At 64.1% G+C, this 20,454-nt stretch carries 19 protein-coding genes and 2 pseudogenes; 3 read left to right on the top strand and 18 right to left on the bottom strand.

What is annotated here, in order from left to right:
* Positions 1-170: 170 nt before the first annotated feature.
* Positions 171-1,472, top strand: coding sequence for a D-amino acid dehydrogenase (locus J5J83_RS04660; RefSeq protein WP_212352805.1), 1,302 nt, complete (start codon positions 171-173; stop codon positions 1,470-1,472).
* 45 nt (positions 1,473-1,517) lie between these two features.
* On the opposite strand, the gene def is transcribed toward J5J83_RS04660, so the two are convergent.
* The 13 genes from def to J5J83_RS04595 form a co-directional block, all read right to left on the bottom strand.
* Positions 1,518-2,057, bottom strand: coding sequence for a peptide deformylase (gene def, locus J5J83_RS04655; protein ID WP_212346009.1), 540 nt, complete (start codon positions 2,055-2,057; stop codon positions 1,518-1,520).
* 33 nt (positions 2,058-2,090) lie between these two features.
* Complete coding sequence (locus tag J5J83_RS04650) at positions 2,091-3,038, bottom strand: CysB family HTH-type transcriptional regulator (RefSeq protein WP_212346006.1); 948 nt, start codon at positions 3,036-3,038, stop codon at positions 2,091-2,093.
* A 2-nt stretch (positions 3,039-3,040) separates the two neighbouring features.
* Positions 3,041-4,117: a sulfate ABC transporter ATP-binding protein gene (locus J5J83_RS04645; protein ID WP_212346003.1), complete on the bottom strand. Its 1,077-nt coding sequence runs from the start codon at positions 4,115-4,117 to the stop codon at positions 3,041-3,043.
* Positions 4,114-5,013, bottom strand: a complete 900-nt coding sequence (gene cysW, locus J5J83_RS04640; protein WP_212346000.1) for a sulfate ABC transporter permease subunit CysW — start codon at positions 5,011-5,013, stop codon at positions 4,114-4,116. Before cysW ends, J5J83_RS04645 begins: the two co-directional genes overlap by 4 nt.
* Positions 5,013-5,846 (bottom strand): sulfate ABC transporter permease subunit CysT, encoded by an 834-nt coding sequence (cysT, locus tag J5J83_RS04635; RefSeq protein WP_212345997.1) that lies wholly within the window; start codon positions 5,844-5,846, stop codon positions 5,013-5,015. The genes cysW and cysT overlap by 1 nt, the downstream gene beginning before the upstream one ends.
* Positions 5,847-6,159: 313 nt before the next feature.
* Positions 6,160-6,999 carry an ATP-binding cassette domain-containing protein gene (locus J5J83_RS04630; protein ID WP_212345994.1) on the bottom strand — a complete coding sequence of 280 codons (840 nt, stop codon included), beginning with the start codon at positions 6,997-6,999 and terminating at the stop codon, positions 6,160-6,162.
* Positions 7,000-7,025: 26 nt separating this feature from the next.
* Positions 7,026-7,811 carry an aliphatic sulfonate ABC transporter permease SsuC gene (gene ssuC / locus J5J83_RS04625; RefSeq protein WP_212345991.1) on the bottom strand — a complete coding sequence of 262 codons (786 nt, stop codon included), beginning with the start codon at positions 7,809-7,811 and terminating at the stop codon, positions 7,026-7,028.
* Positions 7,812-7,863: 52 nt separating this feature from the next.
* Entirely contained in the window at positions 7,864-8,736 is an 873-nt protein-coding gene (locus J5J83_RS04620) for a TauD/TfdA family dioxygenase (RefSeq protein ID WP_212345988.1), read from the bottom strand.
* Between the two features lie 173 nt (positions 8,737-8,909).
* The gene (locus J5J83_RS04615) at positions 8,910-9,884 is read right to left on the bottom strand and encodes a sulfonate ABC transporter substrate-binding protein (protein WP_212345985.1); all 975 of its coding nucleotides are present in this window, start codon (positions 9,882-9,884) and stop codon (positions 8,910-8,912) included.
* 240 nt (positions 9,885-10,124) lie between these two features.
* A complete protein-coding gene (locus J5J83_RS04610; RefSeq protein ID WP_212345982.1) occupies positions 10,125-10,805 on the bottom strand; it encodes an alpha/beta hydrolase in 681 nt (226 codons plus the stop codon).
* Positions 10,806-10,815: 10 nt separating this feature from the next.
* Complete coding sequence (locus tag J5J83_RS04605; protein WP_212345979.1) at positions 10,816-11,031, bottom strand: TOBE domain-containing protein; 216 nt, start codon at positions 11,029-11,031, stop codon at positions 10,816-10,818.
* A gap of 18 nt (positions 11,032-11,049) precedes the next feature.
* Positions 11,050-12,030 (bottom strand): sulfate ABC transporter substrate-binding protein, encoded by a 981-nt coding sequence (locus J5J83_RS04600; RefSeq protein WP_212345977.1) that lies wholly within the window; start codon positions 12,028-12,030, stop codon positions 11,050-11,052.
* A 179-nt stretch (positions 12,031-12,209) separates the two neighbouring features.
* On the bottom strand, positions 12,210-13,124 hold the full coding sequence (locus J5J83_RS04595; protein WP_212345975.1) for a LysR family transcriptional regulator: 915 nt from the start codon (positions 13,122-13,124) through the stop codon (positions 12,210-12,212).
* A 183-nt stretch (positions 13,125-13,307) separates the two neighbouring features.
* Here J5J83_RS04595 and J5J83_RS04590 point away from each other — a divergent pair, with 183 nt between their 5' ends.
* Both J5J83_RS04590 and J5J83_RS04585 read left to right on the top strand, forming a co-directional pair.
* Complete coding sequence (locus tag J5J83_RS04590) at positions 13,308-14,495, top strand: acyl-CoA dehydrogenase (RefSeq protein WP_212345973.1); 1,188 nt, start codon at positions 13,308-13,310, stop codon at positions 14,493-14,495.
* Position 14,496: 1 nt separating this feature from the next.
* A complete protein-coding gene (locus tag J5J83_RS04585) occupies positions 14,497-15,717 on the top strand; it encodes a CaiB/BaiF CoA-transferase family protein (protein WP_212345971.1) in 1,221 nt (406 codons plus the stop codon).
* Positions 15,718-15,779: 62 nt separating this feature from the next.
* Here J5J83_RS04585 and J5J83_RS04580 read toward each other — a convergent pair.
* The 5 genes and pseudogenes from J5J83_RS04580 to J5J83_RS04560 form a co-directional block, all read right to left on the bottom strand.
* Positions 15,780-16,343: pseudogene (locus J5J83_RS04580) on the bottom strand (ABC transporter ATP-binding protein); the annotation flags it as partial.
* Positions 16,344-16,392: 49 nt separating this feature from the next.
* A pseudogene (locus tag J5J83_RS04575) lies at positions 16,393-17,031 on the bottom strand (branched-chain amino acid ABC transporter permease); the annotation flags it as partial.
* A gap of 167 nt (positions 17,032-17,198) precedes the next feature.
* Positions 17,199-18,236, bottom strand: coding sequence for a branched-chain amino acid ABC transporter permease (locus tag J5J83_RS04570; RefSeq protein ID WP_212345969.1), 1,038 nt, complete (start codon positions 18,234-18,236; stop codon positions 17,199-17,201).
* Between the two features lie 276 nt (positions 18,237-18,512).
* Positions 18,513-19,664, bottom strand: a complete 1,152-nt coding sequence (locus tag J5J83_RS04565; protein ID WP_212345967.1) for an ABC transporter substrate-binding protein — start codon at positions 19,662-19,664, stop codon at positions 18,513-18,515.
* Positions 19,665-19,725: 61 nt separating this feature from the next.
* Positions 19,726-20,454 (bottom strand): SDR family oxidoreductase, encoded by a 729-nt coding sequence (locus J5J83_RS04560; RefSeq protein ID WP_212345965.1) that lies wholly within the window; start codon positions 20,452-20,454, stop codon positions 19,726-19,728.

The following is a 20,454-nucleotide window of genomic DNA, read 5'->3' as shown; positions in this document are numbered from 1 at the left end:
TGATGCGGCTGAGCCACGACAAGGTGCTCAAGCTGTTGCCGGCGCTGCAGCGCGCGGCACAGGCCATGGCGAAGATCGAGGCCGATGCAGTGCCGCGCAACGAAGCCAGCGCCTGAGGCGGGCGTGGCTGGAGCGGGGGCGGCCCGCTCCCCGGGTAACGGAGAGGCATGATGAAAATTGCGGTGTTGGGTGCAGGGGTGGTTGGCGTGTCCTCGGCCTGGTATCTGGCACGGGCGGGATTCGACGTCACCGTGATCGATCGTCAGCCGGGCGTCGGCCTCGAGACCAGCTTTGCCAATGGCGGCCAGATTGCGGTGTCGCATGCCGAACCATGGGCCAATCCGTCTACGCCGCTCAAGGCCTTGTCCTGGCTCGGCCGCGAGGATGCGCCACTGCTCTTCCGCCTGCGCGCGGACCCCGCGCTGTTGGGGTGGACATTGCGTTTCCTGCGTGAATGTCTGCCCGGACGCGCACGCCGCAATATTCGTCATATCGTCGCGCTGGCCAACTACAGCCGGCTGTGTCTCGGCAGGCTGCGGCACGAGCTGGCCACACAGGGCGGCCTGCAATACGATCACCTGGAAAAGGGGATCCTGCATTTCTATACCGACGCTGACGAGTATCGGCGCGCCATGCACGCGGCCCGGATCATGCGTGAGTTCGGCTGCAATCGGCGCCTGCTGGGCGTAGACGAATGTGTCGCACTCGAACCGGCGCTTGCCGCCAGTGCGGCGTCACTGGTGGGTGGGGACTACACCACCGAGGATGAGTCGGGCGACGCCCACGTATTCACTCGACAACTGGCCGCGCACTGCCGTCGCGTCGGTGTGCAGTTCCGGCTGGGGGAGAGCATTCGCGCACTCGATTCCGCGCAGGGCGTGGTGAAGGGCGTCTTGACCGCGGCCGGCGAGCGTATCGAGGCCGATGCCTACGTGGTGGCGTTGGGGAGTTATAGCCCCCTGTTGCTGCGCCCACTCGGGCTGAACATACCGGTCTATCCGGCCAAGGGCTACTCGGCCACGCTGGCTTTGTCGGCGGACTCGGTCGCACCCACGGTGAGCCTCACCGACGACGGCCACAAACTGGTGTTCTCACGTCTCGGCAACCGTCTGCGGGTGGCAGGCACGGCTGAGTTCTCGGGCTACGACCTGTCGCCCAATCCGGCGCGCAGCGACGCGTTGCTCGAACGTACCCGCAGCCTTTTTCCGAGCCTGAACGAGGCGGCCGAACCCGAAGTGTGGTGCGGGCTGCGACCGGTCACGCCATCCAGCGTGCCGCTGATCGGACGCACGGGCCTGCCCAACCTGTGGCTCAATACCGGCCATGGCACCCTGGGCTGGACCATGGCTTGCGGATCTGGCGCGGTGCTTGCCGATCTCGTCGGCGGGCGAGAGCCTGCCGTGTCGTTTCCGTTCGTCGGTCGGGCGGACGCAAGTGGCGAATTGTGCGCCGAGTTGTCGGTCCAGCGCTGAGTCATCTGTACAGCGCCGGAAGTTGGCGCGAGCCGGCGCGGGCGCTTACTCCGCCGCCGGGCGTTCGCCGAGTTCGGGAAAGAGGACGTCCGTGTACCCGAAATGTCCGAAGTTTCGCACCCGCATGGGATACAGCTTGCCAATCAGATGATCGCACTCGTGTTGCACGACGCGAGCGTGAAAGTCGTCCACGCAGCGGTCGATCGGCGTGCCGTCGGCTTCGAAGCCACGATAACGCAAGCGCTTGAAGCGCGGCACCCTGCCGCGCAGGCCGGGCACCGACAGGCAGCCTTCCCAGTCTTCCTCCTCTTCCGTGCCGAGCGGCGTCAGCGTCGGGTTGATCAGGATGGTGGGCGGTACGGCGGGCGCGTGAGGGTAACGCGCACTGCGTTCGAAACCGAAAATCACCACCTGCAGGCCAACCCCGATCTGTGGCGCTGCAAGCCCGACCCCACCCGCTGCCGCCATGGTGTCGAACATGTCGGCGATGAGCGTGTCCAGTTCCGGCGTGCCAAAGGCGTTGACCGGCTCGGCCGGTAGCAGCAGGCGGGGGTCCCCCATGCGGAGAATCTCACGGACGGGCATGAACTCGGTCTCGTCACGGCAATGGTGTGCTCACTATAGCGCGTCGACCTGGTCTGCGGCCACTGGTGAGACATCGCTTCTCACGTGCGATTCGGTCAGGCGCGGCGAGCACATTTCGATGAAGCGGTAGGCAAAACCGCGCAGGTAATGTCCCCGACGCACTGCGATGCGTGTCGTATTGGCCGGGAAGAGGTGGCTTCCGTCGAGCAGCCGCAGTTCGCCCTCGCGTTCCGGCTTGAATGCCATCGAAGCGATGATGCCGACACCCAATCCCAGTTCGACATAGGTCTTGATGACATCTGCATCCATTGCGGACATCGCGATATCGGGCGCGAGGCCTGCGGCGGAAAAACTGCGGTCGATGTTCGAACGCCCGGTGTAACCCTCGTGGTAGGTGATCAGCGGCCATTCGGAAATCGCCTGCAGTGTAAGCGGTGTGGCGCTTTCCAGAGGGTGACCCGTCGGGACGATCAGGGAATGGTGCCAGGAGTAATACGGAAACGAGACAAGGTCCGAAACCTCCGCCAACGCTTCAGTTGCCACGCCGATGTCGGCGTTGCCACTGAGCAGCATTTGAACGATCTCGTCGGGGCTGCCTTGATGCAGTTTGAGATGTACCTTCGGATAGGCCTGCTTGAATGCGCTGACCACGCGCGGCAGCGCGTAGCGTGCCTGGGTGTGAGTGGTCACGACCGTCAGCTGGCCGGCATCCCTGCTTGCGTACTGTTCGGCCAGGCGCTTGATGTTGGCGGCGTCGAGCAGCATGCGCTCGACCATCACCACCAGTTCCTTGCCCGGATCGGTCAGGCCGAGCAGGCGTTTGCCTTTACGGAAGAACAGCTCCAGCCCGAGCTCGTCCTCGAGGTCCTTGATGTGCTTTGAAACGCCGGATTGAGAGGTAAAAAGCGCGTTGGCGACTTCGGTAAGATTAAAGTCGCGCCGCACGGCTTCACGAATGATCCGCAACTGCTGGAAGTTCATTTTCAGGCCTCAGCTTTGTGTTCGAACACTTTCAGTCTTGATGGCACGAGCCGCACCGGCTGGCCTTCGGTGAGCGCGAGTTCGTCCGCCCGGCTGCGGGCGAGTTCGACTTCGAAGTGCTGGCCGTCAGCATCGTGCGTGCCGTCGAGCTCAACGCGCGCGCTTCCGCCGAAAGACAGCACGCGGCCCACTCGCGCGGAGACCCCGCTGGTCGCCATCGGATCCACGACGATCTCGAGCTCGTGTGGGCGGGCAAAGGCCATCACCCGTGCGCCGTCCGGATACTCCCCCGGTGGGTGGGGCAGCAGATTGTCGCCAACGCGCACGCTCTCGCCATCCATCCTGCCGTGAAACAGATTGACCGAACCCAGAAAGCCATAGACGAAGGGTGTGGCCGGATGACGGTAGACTTCTTCCGGCGTGCCGATCTGCTCGACATGACCATGATCCATCAGCACGACTCGGTCGGCGACCTCAAGTGCCTCCTCCTGATCGTGGGTGACGAAGATCGACGTGATGTGCAGTTCATCGTGCAACTTTCTGAGCCAGCGGCGCAGTTCCTTCCTGACCTTGGCATCGAGCGCGCCGAAGGGTTCGTCGAGCAGCAGCACGCGGGGCTCTACTGCAAGCGCACGCGCGAGTGCGATGCGTTGGCGCTGGCCTCCCGACAGCTGTGAAGGGAAGCGCTTTGCCAGCCATTCGAGCTGAACGAGGCCCAACAGCTGGCCAACCTTCTCATCGATCTGCCTTTCGGTCGGGCGCTGTCCCCGCGGCTTCATCCGCAGTCCGAAGGCGACGTTGTCGAAGACGGTCATATGGCGGAAGAGCGCGTAGTGCTGGAACACGAAACCCACCTCACGCTCGCGCACATGCGTGGCCGACGCGTCCTTGCCGTCAAGGATCACCTGGCCGCTGTCCGCCTGCTCCAGCCCGGCGATTACACGCAGCAGAGTGGTCTTGCCGCAACCCGAGGGGCCCAGCAGGGCGACCAGTTCTCCCGTGTGAAAGTCGAGTCTGATGTCGTCGAGTGCGGTGTGGGCGCCGAACTGCTTGTTGATGTTGCGTACCTGGATGCTCATGATGTGATCGTTCCCGTGTTGTCCCATGCCCGGGCAGCGCGGTGCTCGACCCAGGTCTTGATGCAGAGTGTGACCAGCGCCAGCGCGGCGAGCAGCGAGGCGGCCGCGAACGCCGCAGAGAACTGGTACTCGCTGTAGAGAATCTCCACGTGCAGCGGTAGCGTGTTGGTCAGGCCACGTATGTGCCCCGAGACCACGCTGACTGCGCCGAACTCGCCCATCGCACGGGCATTGGTGAGGATGACGCCATAGAGCAAGCCCCACTTGATATTCGGTAGCGTGACATGCCGGAAGGTCTGCCATCCGTTGGCGCCCAGCACGACGGCGGCTTCCTCCTCCTCGCGGCCCTGCGCCTGCATCACCGGAATCAACTCTCGGGCGACAAAGGGAAAGGTGACAAACACGGTGGCGAGCACGATGCCGGGTACGGCGAAGATGATCTTGATGTCGTGGTCCGAGAGCCACGATCCCAGCCAGCCCTGGGCGCCGAACACCAGCACGTAGATCAGGCCGGCGATGACCGGCGAAACCGAGAACGGCAGGTCGATCAGCGTGATCAGGACGTGCTTCCCGCGGAACTCGAATTTGGCAATGGACCACGCCGCGGCCACACCGAACACCAGGTTCAGCGGTACCGATATCGCCGCTGCGATCAGCGTGAGGCGCACCGCCGATAGGGCATCGGGATCGCTCAGTGCGGCGATGCAGGTGCGCCAGCCCTTGGCGAATGCCTCGACGAAGACAGCGGCCAGCGGCATCAGCAGGAAGAGGGTGAAGAAGGCGAGAGAAGCGGTGACGAGCACCCACTTGATTGCGGGGGCCTCGCATGTGGCTGCGCGCGATTCGAAGCGGGCCGCCTTGTCAGCGCGCCAGCGCAGGGTGGTTGCGTGGCTCATCAGCGGTCCCTCCCGGTGCATTTGAATGTCCATGCTTGCAGCCCGTTGATGACGAGCAGCAGCGCGAAGGAGATGAAGAGCATCACCGTTGCGATCGCGGTCGCACCTGCGTAGTCGTACTGTTCCAGCTTGGTGATGATCATCAGTGGCGTAATTTCCGACACCATCGGGATGTTGCCGGCAATGAAGATCACCGACCCGTATTCGCCCACCGCGCGCGCGAAGGCGAGCGCGAAGCCCGTGAGTAGCGCGGGCAGCATTACCGGCAGGATGACGTGGCGAAAAGTCTGCCAGCGGTCTGCGCCAAGACTGGTCGCGGCCTCCTCGAGCTCGGTGTCGAGGTCTTCGAGCACCGGCTGAACGGTGCGCACCACGAAGGGCAGCCCGATGAACACCAGTGCCACCAGCACCCCCGGTGGTTTGAACGCGATCTGGATGCCGAGGGGCGCCAGATACTGGCCGAGCCAGCCGTTTCCCGCATAGAGGGCCGTCAGGGCGATGCCGGCGACGGCGGTGGGGAGTGCGAATGGCAGATCGACCAGCGCATCGACAAGCCGTTTGCCGAAGAAGCTGTAGCGCACCAGGACCCATGCCAGCATCAGGCCGAACACCGCATTGATCGCGGCGGCGGCGAGCGACATGCCGAAGGACAGTTTGTAGGACGCCACCACCCGCGGCGCGGACACCACCTCCACGAACTCGGCAAGACTGAGGCTCGTCGTCTTGAGAAAGACGGCCGTGATCGGCAGCAGCACGATCAACGAAAGATAGGCGAGGGTATAGCCGAGCGTGATGCGAAAGCCGGGTAGTGCGTGGAAACGCGTTGCAGCCATCAGCGTCTCGCCGCGAATGGGGTCGGCCCGACGGTCGCTCCGGCGACGACACGCGTCCTTCTTGTCTCGGGCCCGCTACGGACGCCTTCATCGGTGCCGAAGGCCGGAGTTGTGAGCAGCGGGCAGTGGCTGAGTCGATCGAGCATCTTGTTCCTCCTGGATATTGTGCGATGCAGTGTAGTCAGGCCCCCGCTTTTGAATAACCAATAAAAACTGCGGTGTTATTCACGATCGGGAATAAGCGGCGCGTGCACGGTTCTTCATCCGGGATGGCCGAGAAGAGGCGGGCGGTTCGGGTATTCTTGACCGTGCGTCACGCCGCCCAGCGCCACCTGCCGAACGGCGCCGCGGCTGATCGGCCCATGGCAGGGGGGTGTTGCAGCACGCGGCGCAGGACCTGTTCTTCAAGCGCCGCAAAGCGGGCGCCGCCGCGTTCGCGAGGATGGGGCAGCTCGACTCGCTGATCGAGGGCGATGCGACCACCTTCGATCAGCAGGACCCGGTCGGCCAGCGCGATGGCCTCCGACACGTCGTGGGTGACGAGCAGGGCGGTGAAACCCTCTTCGCGCCACAGGCGTTCAATGAGTGCATGCATCTCGATGCGGGTGAGCGCGTCGAGCGCACCCAGGGGTTCGTCCAGCAGCAGCAGGCGCGGCTTGTGGACCAGGGCGCGTGCCAGCGCGACGCGTTGACGCTGACCACCCGAGAGTCGGGTGGGCCATTCGTCGGCGCGGTCGGCCAGGCCCACCTCGTCGAGGGCTTCGAGGGCTGTTGCGCGGGCTGCCTTGTGGCCAGCGGCAAGGCCGAGCGCCACGTTGTTGACGACGCTCTTCCAGGGCAGCAGGCGCGCATCCTGGAACATGATGCGTAACGCCTCGCGTTCATCGGCATGCGGGCGCCCGTCGAGGCGGATGTCGCCGGCGTCCGGATTCTCCAGGCCGGCAAGCAGGCGTAGCAGGGTGCTCTTGCCGCAGCCGCTACGGCCCACCACGGCGACGAACTCACCGGCGGCCACGTCGAGGTCTACGCCGGCAAGCACGGTACGTTCTCCGTAGGTCCTGCCGACGCTGTCGATACGGATTCCGACGCCCTTGGCATTGCGGTGCGGCCGGCGGGCGACGGCGTCCTGTACTGGGGGGAGATGGGTATTCATGGTCGTATCCTGTCGATGGAGGGGGTTCAGGCGTAGGCGGTGTTCCAGCGCAGCAGGCGGCGCTCGAGCCAGCGTGCGGCAGCGTCCGCGACTTTTCCGAGCACGGCGTAGAGCACGATGGCGAGCACGACGACATCGGTCTGGAGGAATTCGCGTGCGTTCATCGCCATGTAGCCGATGCCGTCCGAGGCGGCGATGGTTTCGGCGACAATCAGGGTCAGCCACATCCAGCCCAGCGCAAAGCGTACGCCGACGAGGATGGACGGCAGCGCACCGGGCAGGATCACGTGACGGAACAGGCTCCGGTTGCCGAGCCCGTAGGCACGCCCCATTTCGACCAGCGCCGGATCTACCGAGCGTATGCCGTGGAAGCTATTGAGGTAGACCGGAAAGAACACGCCCAGCGCCACCAGGAACAGCTTGCCTTCCTCGTCGATGCCGAACCACAGGATCACCAGCGGGATCAGGGCGAGGTGGGGCACGTTGCGGATCATCTGCACCGAGGTGTCGAGCAGGCGTTCGAAGACGCGAAAGCTGCCGTTCAGCAGCCCCAGGGCCAGACCGATGCCGCCGCCAATGAGAAAGCCAGCGCCTGCACGTTGGGTACTGGCCCACAAGTGGCGAAAGAGCTCACCGCTTGCTGCCAGTGACCAGCCCGCCTCGAGCACTGCGGCGGGGGCGGGGGCGATACGTGTCGAAATCCAGCCTGATGATGCGCCCGTCTGCCATAGGGCGAGCAGCAAGAGCGGCACGAGCCAGGGCAGGATCTGGTCGTACGGTCGATGCAACGGGGTCGAGTTTTTTTTTGTCATGTGGATGCTCCTGCCCGGACCGCGAACGGTCCGGGCGTGGTTGGCGCCTGCCTCAGAAGGCACGGTCCTCGCCAAAGGTGATTCGATGCAGCAGGCGGTACTGGCTGCCATAGTCCTTCGCTGCGTAATGGTGGGTGGCGCGGTTGTCCCAGATCGCAACCGTGTGCTGCTCCCAACGCAGTCGAGCCTGGAATTCAGGGCGCTCGAACCGCTGGAAAAGGAGGGCCAGCAGTGCATCGCTCTCCTGCCTTGAAAGGCCCTGGATGCGGTCGGTGAAGTTGGGGTTCACGTATACGAGCTTCTTGCCGGTCAGCGGGTGGGTCTGCACCACCGGATGGACGACGGGCAGGTTCTCTGCCCGCGCCTGGCGGTACAGCGCTTCGCCATTGGGCAGAGAGAGGAAAAAGCGTGGCCAGCCGCTGTGTTCGAAGCTGTGCACCGCGCTGAGCGTCTCAAGCTCGGCACGCAGGCCAGGAGACAAGGAGTCATAGACGCGGGTGGCGCTGGTCCATACCGTGTCACCGCCGGAGGCGGGTATCACCTGGCTGTAAAGCACCGTGCCGGTGGGCGGATTCGGTGAGAATGTAATGTCTGCGTGCCATTGGTCGGTGCCGTAGACGTGACCACCCGGTTTCGATTCGATCACTTCGATGGAAGCTACACGGTCGTGGCGCGGAAAGAAGGCCTTGGCCTTGTCCGGATCGCCGAATATGCGCGCCACCGCGGTCTGCTGTTCCGGCGTGAGTTGCTGTTTGCGGAAGAACAGAACCTGGAACTCGGCCAGCGCGCGGCGCAATTCCTCGCGCAGCGCTTCGTCGGCGGTATTGGCCAGTTGCAGATCGTGGACGACGGCCCCGATGTTCGGCGTGTAGGGTTCGATGGCGAGGTGGGTGTAGCCGGGGACTGCAGTTTCACGTTTGGACATGATGGATTCCTCGAGGTGGAGATGTCAGCTTTCGGCTGTCTTGAGATGGATACGGTTGGCGATCGGATCTTCTGATGTGCTGGGCCGGGCAGGGTGGTACGGAGGACGTCTCGGTGCCAGGAGACGGTCTCGGCGGGGGCGACACCAGGCGGTCCCGCCCGGACGGGCTTCCGTCAGCCAGGTGCGCGCCAGACGACGGAGGCCACCTCTACCCGCTTCGGAATCAACTTGAGTTCGTGGAATACATCCGCAATACGCTGCTGGCGGCGGACGACCTCGTCGGTGAGCGGATCGACCCCGAACGAGTAGTTGCCGAAGGCACGTTTGGCGATGTCGTGAGGCAGACCGATCTGCGGCGCGATGACCTTGGCGGCCTCGTCGAGGTTCTGTTCTATCCACTTGCTGCTGACGTTGATCTCCCGCAGCGCGAGTGAGAGTACTTCGGGGTGCTTTTCTGCGAAGGGCCGCGCGGCAACGTAGAAAATGTGGTTGTCGGCCACACCGGTGGCGTCGGCCAGGCGGCGTGCTCCCGATTGTGCTTCGGCGGCCGTGGCATACGGATCCCAGATCACCCAGGCATCTGCTGCTCCGCGTTCGAAGGCGGCACGGGCGTCGGCCGGGGGCAGGAAGGCGACCTCAACATCACCGTACTTGAGTCCGGCCTTCTCGAGCAGACGCACCAGCAGGTAGTGCACGTTGGAACCCTTGTTGAGCACGATGCGCTTGCCCTTGAGTTGCGCCACCGACTTGATCGGCGAGTTTTTCGGCACCAACAGGGCCTCGGCGCGTACCGCCGGCGGCTCGTTGCCCACGTAGAGCAGGTTTGCGCCAGCGGCTTGGGCAAAGACCGGCGGGGTTTCGCCAACCAGGCCCAGATCGATGCTGCCGACGTTGAGCGCTTCGAGCATCTGCGGGCCGGCGGGGAACTCAAGCCATTTGACGTTGACGCCGCCGGCTTCGAGCGTGCTCTCGAACACGCCGCGGGCCTTGATCACTGCGAGGCTCCCGCCTTTCTGCCAGCCGATGCGGAACTCGGTTTCGGGCGATGTCGTTGATGCGTTTGCGATGCCGACGATCGGTCCGCTCAGGGTGGCCGTGGTGGCTGCGACAAGTCTTTTCAAGAGGCTGCGCCGACTGATTCGATTCATGTTTTCTCCTGGATGGGGTAAAGGCCGGGTGAAATGCAGTCTAGATACGAACCCATGCAGGACGAACCAAGAAAAAGAGCATTTCTATGCATTCCGAGAGTAGATAGCTTTCCATCCAGATCCGGCTTCAGATCAGGGCGTGCAGCGGCCGTGCTGTCCTGACGAAACCGGGGCAAACGGCGCCGAGAACGAAAAAAGCCGCCCGTGGGCGGCTCGACGCATCGTTGCGGACGGATGTCCTCAACGATTGCGAGTGACCAGGTTCAGGCTTTGCCGCGTTTGATGCTGGAGTCTGGCGAGGGCGCTTGTGCGTCCGCGCACGGGGCCCCGCGAGGCAGCTTCGACGCTGCCGAGAGGTATATGCCGATGTGCGCGCTGCATTGCACGGAGAAGCGCAAGTCCTGCAGGCCATGGGCCGAAGCCGGCGTCCGCATTGATGTGTCCTGCCTGGCCGGCGTCGATCAGCCTCCCTCCCCAGCGCGCTGCGAGCACCGAGGCACGCTCGAATGAGAGCCAGGGATCATTGCGGCTTGCGACCAGCACACTTGAGGTCGGCAGGACCTGCATGGGTAGTGCCGCGTCAGCCGACTTTATCGTAGCGCATGCATCGGCAAGGCCAATCAGCGAGAAGCGCTGCGGTTCGGCGGGGGCGACGAGTAACATTCCGGCGACCCGCGCAGGGCGGTCGGCCGCCGCGGCGATCGTAGCCAGGCAGCCGAAACTGTGCGCGACGATCCAGACGCCGACCGGTGCTGCGTCGATCTCCCGTCGCACTGCTACGGCCCAACGCGCAAGGGCAGGCATCTCCCAGTCGATGCCGCGTACGCGCCTCGCGTCAGGGATCGCCGCCTCCATCCAGCTTTGCCAATGTGTCGGCCCGCTGCCGTGGAACCCCGGGACGATGAGTGTGGTGGGTCGCATCGGAGAGGGCTCAAAGGCTTGCGATCGAGACTTCGGTGGATTTGACCAGCGCGACAACCTCAGAGCCGGGCTTGAGTCCGAGTTCATCGACGGAACGGGTCGTGATCACCGAGGTGACGATGCCGGATGACGTTTGCACGTCTACTTCGCTGACGACATCGCCGCGGATGATCTCCTTGATCTTGCCACGGAACTGGTTACGAACGTTGATGGCTTGAATGCTCATGGGCGTGCTCCGGATTGATCACTTGGCATAGATCTGGTCGAATATCCCACCATCGGCGAAGTGGGTTTTCTGCGCTTTCTGCCAACCACCGAAGACCTGGTCGATGGTGAATGTATTCACTTTCGGGAAGCGTGCCAGATCCTTGGGATCTGCAAACTCGGGCTTTGCCGGGCGGTAATAGTGATGTGCTGCGAGCTTCTGGCCAGCGGGCGAATACAGATATTCGAGATAGGCACTTGCGATCCGTGTCGTGCCGCGCTTGTCGGTAATGCCGTCGACCACAGTGACCGGCGGTTCGGCGAGGATGGATACCGAGGGGACGACAATCTCGAACTTGTCCGGGCCGAGTTCGTTGATGGACAGAAAGGCTTCGTTTTCCCACGCCAGCAATACGTCGCCGATCCCGCGCTGGACGAAGGTATTGGTTGATCCGCGAGCCCCTGAGTCCAGCACCGGAACATGCTTGTAGATCTGGGTCAGGAACGCGAGCGCTTTGCCTTCGTCGCCACCGGACTGCCGCAGCGCGTATCCCCATGCCGCGAGGTGATTCCAGCGCGCGCCGCCCGATGTCTTGGGGTTGGGCGTGATCACCTCGACCCCGGGCTTGATCAGGTCGTCCCAGTCCTTGATGCCCTTCGGATTGCCCTTGCGCACCAGGAATACGATGGTGGAGGTATAGGGCGCGCTGTTGTGCGGCAGTCGCGACTGCCAGTCGGCGGGGATCTTTCCCGTCTTTTCGGCGATGGCGTCGATGTCATAGGCCAGTGCCAGCGTCACGATGTCGGCTTCGAGACCGTCGATGACGGCACGTGCCTGCTTGCCCGCGCCGCCGTGTGATTGCCTGATGACGACATCTTCTCCGGTCGTCTCTTTCCAGTGCCTGGCGAATGCCTGGTTATAGGCGTGATAGAGCTCTCGCGTCGGATCGTAGGAGACGTTGAGAAGCGTCGTTTGAGCCCACGCGGGTGTGATGCCCGTTGCTGCGAGCGCGGCTGTCATGACAAGGTATCTGCGTAGATGGAATGCCACGGTGATGCTCTCCAATTGGAATGTGTGGAGAGAATCTAGCCCGGTGCCCTCGGGTTGCGAACCAATGAATTACGAAAACGATATTCCGATTTCGTGACCATCCTGTTGCGTGGCGTCGCCTGCCGAGGGGCCGGCGCCCGTGAGCAGCATCAATCCGGAGCGCGATCGCGCTGGCTATAGCGTGCGGTCTCCGCCTGCAGCCATTGTCGAAACTCACCGAGTGCAACACGCTCGGCCTTGCGCTCGGGCACGATCAGGTAATAGGCGCGCTGGCTCTGCGCGCTGTGCGGACAAGGCATGATCAGCTCACCGGCATCGAGCTCCTGGCGAATCAGGAAGGGCGGGATCAGCGCCACGCCGAGGCGGTGGATCGCGGCCTGCGCCAGCATGGAGAACAGTTCGAGGCGGGGGCCGCCCATGTCGTTTTCCGCCCGCATGCCGAGCGACTCGAACCACTGCCGCCAGCCATAGGGCCGGGTGGTCTGCTGCAGTAGCGGCAGCGCGGCGATTTCGGCTGCGGTCATGACCGGCTTGGCACCGGGCAGTTTCGGGCTGCATACCGGCACCGTGTTCTCATGCATCAGGAAGTGTGCTTCGGTACCGGGCCAGCCGGCGTCGCCGAAATAAATCGCGGCGTCGAACTCGGTCTCGTCGAACAGGAAGGGACGGGTGCGAGTGCTCATGTTGACCGTGCTTTCCGGGTGCTGGGCGAGAAAGTCCGGCAGGCGCGGCAACAGCCAGCGCGTGGCGAAGGTGGGCACGACCGCGAGCTCGAGGGTGGCGCCGCGACCGTGGTGCGACATTACGGAAAGCGTATCGCGTTCGACCGCATCGAGGCGGGCGGCGATCTGCCGACTGTAGCTCTCTCCGGCTTCGGTCAGACGCACGCCGCGGCGGGTACGACGGAACAGGCTGACGCCAAGGAAGTCTTCCAGGGACGCAATCTGACGGCAAACCGCACTTTGTGTCAGTGCAAGCTCATCGGCTGCGAGGGTAAAGCTCTCATGCCGTGCAGAGGCGTCAAACGCTAGCAGGGCGGCAGTGCTCGGTATTTTTCGGCGCATGGATGATCATATTCCGGCATGCCGTGTTGAGCATGAATCGGATTGTCGGAGTGAGTAAAACGCACAGCTTACTTCGAAATACTCGTTTGCCGACAGCGTCCGGTGCGCCTAGTATCGATTCACCGGGCGGAGCAGTCGATGCGGCCGCCAACCAACCACCAAGATTCGTTCAAGGAGATCCACATGGCTGCAGGCAAAACCGCGTTCGACTGGGCAGACCCCCTCTTTCTGGACGGCCAGCTGACCGACGTCGAACGCATGGTACGCGACACGGCGCGCGCCTACTGCCAGGAGAAGCTGCTGCCGCGCGTGCAGGAAGCCTTCCGCCACGAGAAGACCGACCGCGAGATCTTCAACGAAATGGGCGAACTCGGTCTTCTCGGGCCGACCATTCCGGAAGAGTACGGCGGCGCCGGCATGAACTACGTGTGCTACGGCCTGATCGCGCGTGAAGTGGAGCGTGTGGATTCCGGCTACCGCTCGATGATGAGCGTGCAGAGTTCGCTGGTGATGGTGCCGATCAACGAATTCGGCAACGAAGCCACCAAGCGGAAGTACCTGCCCAAGCTCGCCACTGGCGAATGGGTGGGCTGCTTCGGCCTGACCGAGCCCAACCACGGCTCCGACCCGGGCAGCATGGTGACGCGTGCGCGCAAGGTCGATGGCGGCTACAGCCTGTCGGGTTCGAAGATGTGGATCACCAACAGCCCGATCGCCGACGTGTTCGTGGTGTGGGCCAAGGACGACGAAGGCCAGATCCGCGGCTTCGTGCTGGAGAAGGGCTGGAAGGGGCTGTCGGCGCCGGCGATTCACGGCAAGGTCGGCCTGCGTGCGTCGATCACCGGCGAGATCGTCATGGACGAAGTGTTCTGCCCGGAAGAGAACGCCTTCCCGACGGTGCGTGGCCTCAAGGGCCCCTTCACCTGCCTGAACTCGGCGCGTTACGGCATTGCGTGGGGCGCGCTCGGTGCGGCCGAGGCCTGCTACGAAACCGCGCGTCAATACACGATGGACCGCAAGCAGTTCGGCCGTCCGCTGGCGGCCAACCAGCTGGTGCAGAAGAAGCTCGCCGACATGCTCACCGAGATCACGCTGGGGCTGCAGAGCTGCCTGCGGGTCGGGCGGCTGAAGGACGAGGGCAATGCGGCGGTCGAGATCACCTCGATCATCAAGCGCAACAGCTGCGGCAAGTCGCTGGACATCGCCCGCATGGCGCGCGACATGCTCGGCGGCAACGGCATCTCGGACGAGTTCTGCGTGGCGCGTCACCTGGTGAACCTGGAGGTGGTGAACACCTACGAGGGCACGCACGACGTGCATGCGCTGATTCTCGGCCGCGCCATCACCGGCATCGCTGCGTTCAGCAACTGACATGGGCGCACTTTCGCACATCCGCGTACTCGATCTGTCGCGCATCCTGGCCGGCCCTTGGGCCGGGCAGATGCTGGCAGACCTCGGAGCAGACGTGATCAAGGTCGAACGCCCCGGAGCGGGCGACGACACCCGCGGCTGGGGGCCGCCCTATCTCAAGGATGCGGCCGGCGAAAACACGTCGGTGGCCGCCTACTACCTGTGCGCCAATCGCAACAAGCGCTCGATCACCATCGACATCACCTGTGCCGAGGGTCAGGCGCTGGTGAAGAGGCTGGCTGCCGAGTCGGATGTGGTGATCGAGAACTTCAAGCTTGGCGGGCTGGCCCAGTACGGGCTGGACTATGCATCACTGAAGGCGGTCAATCCGCGCCTAGTGTATTGCTCGATCACCGGCTTCGGTCAGAATGGTCCCTACGCGCCGCGTGCCGGATATGACTTTCTGATCCAGGGGCTGGGTGGGTTGATGAGCCTGACAGGGCGACCTGACGCAGAGGAGGGCGGTGGTCCCATGAAGGTCGGCGTCGCGCTCACCGACATCCTGACCGGTCTGTATGCGACCAATGCCATTCAGGCCGCGCTCGCCTGGCGCGAGCGCAGTGGTGAAGGGCAGTTTATCGACATGGCGCTGCTTGACGTGCAGGTCGCCTGCCTCGCCAACCAGGCGATGAACTATCTGACCACCGGACAGAATCCGAAGCGGCTTGGCAATGCGCATCCGAACATCGTGCCTTACCAGGATTTTCCCACCGCGGACGGCTACATGATTCTGGCCATTGGCAACGACGCACAGTTCGCCCGCTTCTGTGCCGAAGCTGGCCGGCCCGAACTCGCGACCGATCCGCGCTACGCGACCAATCGAGCGCGGGTGGAGAACCGCTCGACGCTGATTCCGGCGCTCAAACACCTGACGATCGAACGCAGCACGGCCGACTGGATTGCTGCACTCGAGGCAAAAGCGGTACCCTGCGGGCCGATCAATACGCTTGCCGACGTGTTCGCTGACCCTCAGGTGCAGTCGCGCGGGCTCAAGATCGACATGCCGCATCCGCTGGCGGGTTCGGTCTCGCTGGTGGCAAACCCGATGCGCTTTTCCGTGACGCCGGTCGAATATCGGTCGCCGCCGCCGGCATTGGGCGAACATACAGAACAGATTCTGCAGGGCACACTGGGGCTGAGCGTGGCAGAGATCGACGCGCTGAAAGGCGCGGGCGTGATCTGAGCGTGGCCGCCGGCCTGTTCAACACGAACGATGGAGATTGAGTATGAAGATTCTGGTCCCGGTCAAACGCGTGGTTGACTACAACGTGAAGGTGGCCCTTCCATCGCGATCGTGCCGGTCTCGAGCACATAGGCGTAGTCGGCCACCTGCAGCGCGGCACGGGCGTTCTGCTCCACCAGCAGGATCGACACCCCGCGCCGGCGCAGCTCGGCGATGATGCGGAAGATCTCGCGCACGATCAGCGGCGCCAGCCCCAGGCTCGGTTCGTCGAGCATCAGCAGCTTGGGCTTGGCCATCAGCGCGCGCCCCACCGCCAGCATCTGGCGCTCGCCGCCCGACAGCGTGCCGGCGAGCTGGCCGCGGCGCTCCTTCAGGCGCGGGAACAGGGTGTAGACCTCCTCCATGGTCTGCGCCTGATCGCGCTTGCCCGAGCGGTAGCGCTGGAACGCGCCCAGCGTGAGGTTGTCCTCTACCGTCATCTCGCCGAAGAGCTCGCGCTTCTCGGGCACCAGATTCATGCCGCGCGCGACCATGCGCTCGACTTCGGGGACCGACTCGATACTGCCGTCGAAAGCCACCTGGCCCCTGGAGCCGAGCACCCCCATGATGGCCGAGAGCCGCCCCGACCAGCGCCCCCCACACATGACCGGCCCCGCCGACCACGGCCATGAACAGGTACTCGATGCCGATGTGCAGCCCGAACGGAGTCGGGTTCACGAAGCGCTGCATGTGCGCGTACAGCCAGCCCGAGGCGCAGGCGTGCAGGGCGGCGATGACGAAGATGATCATGCGCGAGCGCGAGGTGTTCACCCCCATCGCCTCGGCCATCACCATGCCGCCCTTCAGGGCGCGGATCGCCCGGCCTTCGCGCGAGTCGAGCAGGTTTTGCGTGGTCAGCACCGCGGACAGCAGGAAGACCCAGATCAGGTAGAAGATCTCCTCGCCCTGGTCGAGCGTCCAGCCGAAGATCGAGATCGGCGGGATGCCGGTCAGGCCGGTGTGCCCCCCGAGCGTCTCCATGGTGCCGAACAGGAAGTACAGTGAGATGCCCCAGGCGATCGTGCCCAGCGGCAGGAAGTGACCCGACAGCTTCAAGGTGAGTGAGCCGAGCACGATGGCCACCACCGCGGTAAACACCAGCCCGACCACCAGCGCCAGCCACGGCGAGCCGCCCAGCCAGGCCAGCCAGCCCGGCAGATCGGTGGCGGTGGTGAGCACCCCGGTGGTGTAGGCCCCCAGACCGACGAAGGCAGCCTGGCCGAAGCTGGTCAAGCCCCCGACCCCGGTGAGCAGCACCAGCCCCAGCGCCACCATGGCGTACAGCCCGATGTAGTTGAGCAGCGTGACGTAGAACGGCGGCAGCACCAGCGGCGCGATCAACAGCACGCCGAGGAAAACGCCCAGCACGAGGCGCGGTGACAGTTGCGCAGACGCGCTTCGGCTGGCGTCGGGTACGGCAGGCTCGATGGGAAGACGGGCGCTCATTCTTCTTCCTCCACGTGACGGACCGTCAGCGAGCGCCACAACAGGAAGGGGATGATCAGGGTGAACACGATGACTTCCTTGTAAGTACTGGCCCAGAAGGCCGAGAAGGCTTCGATCATGCCTACCAGCAGGGCGCCGAGCGCTGCCACCGGGTAACTCACCAGCCCGCCGATGATCGAACCGATGAAGCCCTTGAGGCTGATGATGAAACCGGAGTCGTAATAGATCGTGGTGATCGGTGCAATCAGGATGCCCGACAGCGTGCCGATGAAGGCGGCAAGAAAAAAGCTCGCCTTGCCTGCGAATATCGGCGAGATGCCCATCAGGCGCGCACCGACACGGTTGATCGCGGTGGCGCGCAGCGCTTTGCCATACACCGTGCGCTCGAAGAACTGGTAGAGCGCGACGATCAGTCCGAGCGAGGCGGCGATGACCCACAGCGTCTGACTGTTGAGGGTGATCGGACCGAGCGGGAAGCTGGCGTCGGAAAATGGCAGGGTCTTGGCGCCGCCCGGACCGAAGATCAGCAATCCGATGCCGACCATTGCGACATGCACCGCGATCGAGACGATTAGCAGAACCAGTACCGGCGCGGTTGCGATGGGTTGATAGAAAAGGCGGTAGAACAGCGGCCCCAGCGGCACCACGAGCGCGAATGTGAGCGCAGCCTGGAGCGGCATCGACAGGCTTGCCAATGGCAAGGTGTATAGCACCAGCGCGAGTATGAAAGGATAGATCAGCTTGATCAGGAGCCTGGCAGGCGGGCGGATGCTGCCCTGGCGGCGGAACCGTTCAAGAAGGTCGATCGTCGCTTCGACTACGGCCATTCCGGCGAGCAGCCAGACCAGGCCGGTTGCATGGCCTGCCTGCAGCGTGGCCATGGTAAGCGCGCCAAAGGTCACGAACTCGCCCTGCGGAATGAACAGTACCCGGGTGACGGTGAATACGAGCAGGATGGACAGGGCCAGCAGCGCATAGACAGCGCCGTTGGTGATCCCGTCCTGCCCGAGAAACATTGCGATCTGCAGATTCATGGTGCGTCCTGTTGTCGGGGGCCGCCACCCTGCTTCGAGGCAAGGCGTTCGGCAGCGCAGCGCGTTTGGCGCCAAGTATCCCGGTGCTGCGAAATTCGCGGGTGAGCGAATCCGCCGGCTAAGCGGGCACCGCAGGGGTCGTCCTGGCGTTGCCCGGCTGTTCCGGGACATCAGGGCAGGTGAAACCACCGGACCGGCGTCCGGCAGTCGCTCTGCCTCATTGCCGCGCCGTCGGCAGACGGGCGGCGTGATGGATGTGTGGCTGTCCGGCGCGGCTTACTTCAGCAGCGTCCAGTTGCCGTCCTTCACCGTGATCAGGACGCGGCCACGCTCGTCGAAGCCGCTGTGGTCGGCCGGCGTCATGTTGTACACGCCCTGAGTGCCGACCAGCTCCTTGGTCTGCTCCAGTGCGTCGCGCAGACCGGCGCGGAATTCTGCCGTACCCGGCTTGCCGGCCTTTGCGGCGATCGGGATGGCCTGCTTCAGCAGCAGGCCGGCGTCATAGACATTGGCACCAAAGGTGGCCGGCTTGTTGCCATGCAGCTTCTCGTAGGCGGCGATATAGTCGGCCGCGACCTTCTTCGACGGGTTGCTGTCGGCGATTTCCGGCAGCACCAGCATCAGGCTGGCGGCGAGAATGGTGCCTTCGACCTTCTTGCCGCCGAGCTTGAGGAAGTCGGGCAGGGCGGCGCCGTGGGTCTGGTACATCTGGCCCTTGTAGCCCATGTCGAACAGCGTGGTCTGCGGCAGCACCGACGGGCCACCCGGCGCTGTCACCAGCACGGCGTCCGGCTTGGCGCCGAGAATCTTCAGCGCCTGGCCGGTAACCGAACTGTCCGAGCGCTGGAACTTCTCGCTGGCCACGATCTTGATGCCGTTGGCCTCGGCAAGACCGCCCATCACCTTGGCCCAGTTTTCACCGTAGGGATCGGCGGTACCGATCAGACCGAGCGTCTTCACCCCAGCCTTGACCATATGATCGGCGAGCGCCTTGGCGATGATATCGTCGTTCTGGGTGGTCTTGAACACCCACTTCTTCTGATCGGTCATCGGCAGCACGACGGCGGCGGTGCCGACCGGCGCCAGCATCGGCACCCCGGCTTCGGCGACGAACTGGATTGCGCCCATGGCGTTAGGCGAACCCGAGGGCCCGATGATGGCGTCGACCTTCTCTTCGCTCAGCAGCTTCTTGACGGCGGTGACCGAGGCAGTGGAGTCCGATGCATCATCGAGCGCAATGTACTCGACGTTCAGGTCGCCCACCTTGGTCGGCAGCAGCGGCACGGTGTTCTTCTGCGGGATGCCGACCAGCGCGGTGGGACCGGTGGCCGACGAAATGACGCCGACCTTGACCTGTGCCAGCGCGCTGCCGGCAAAGGAGGCAAGGGTGGCAAGTGCAATGGCAGCGGGGATTTTCTTCAACATCATGACGGCGTTCTCCGTGGTTGAGGCGTACTGCGGATGAAGGTTTCTTTGACTGCGGCGTGGTTCAGATGGTGATGCTTCCTACACTTGCACCGCCGCAGACATAGAGCGTCTGGCCGGTGACGAAACTGTTCTGCGGGTCGGCGAAGAACATCACCGCGCGAGTGACGTCGTCGGCGCGACCGACACGACGGACCGGGATACTGGCCGCCAGCGCCTTGTCGCGCTCGCTGCCGGCCTCGATGACGGCGTAGTACATGTCGGTCTGGATCGGGCCGGGCGCGACCACATTGACGGTGATACCCTTGGGCGCGAGTTCCAGCGCCCAGGTGCGGGCCATGCCGATCATGCCGGCCTTGGTGGCCGAATAGGCGGTGCGCGTTGGCAACCCCAGGGCCCCGCGCGAGGACATCAGCACCACGCGACCGAAGCCGCGTGCCTCCATGCCCGGCAGCACCGCCTGCATCAGGCTGATGGCAGCGCCGAGGTGGATCTGGGTGAGACCCTGCAACTCGTCGAGCTTGACCTCACCGAGCAGCTTTGGCCAGATCACCCCGGCGTTGTGGACGAAGTGGGTGACCGGAAAATCACGCGCGATCTCCAGCGCGGCCTGTTCGGTCGCGACTGCATCGAGCAGGTCCACCTGCACGGTGGTGAGGCGCGGATGGCTCCAATCCGGTGCGCGCCGGGCCATTGATACGACATCGTAGCCGTCTTCCAGCATGCGCTTGCAGATGTCGGCACCGATCCCCGCCGAGCCACCGGTCACGACTGCAATCATTCGTTCGCTCAT

The organism is Azoarcus sp. L1K30, assembly GCF_018122735.1.
In the GTDB taxonomy this organism is placed as follows: Bacteria; Pseudomonadota; Gammaproteobacteria; order Burkholderiales; family Rhodocyclaceae; genus Parazoarcus.
The sequence above is the reverse complement of the archived record's forward strand: the minus strand, read 5'-3'. Positions and strand labels throughout refer to the sequence as shown.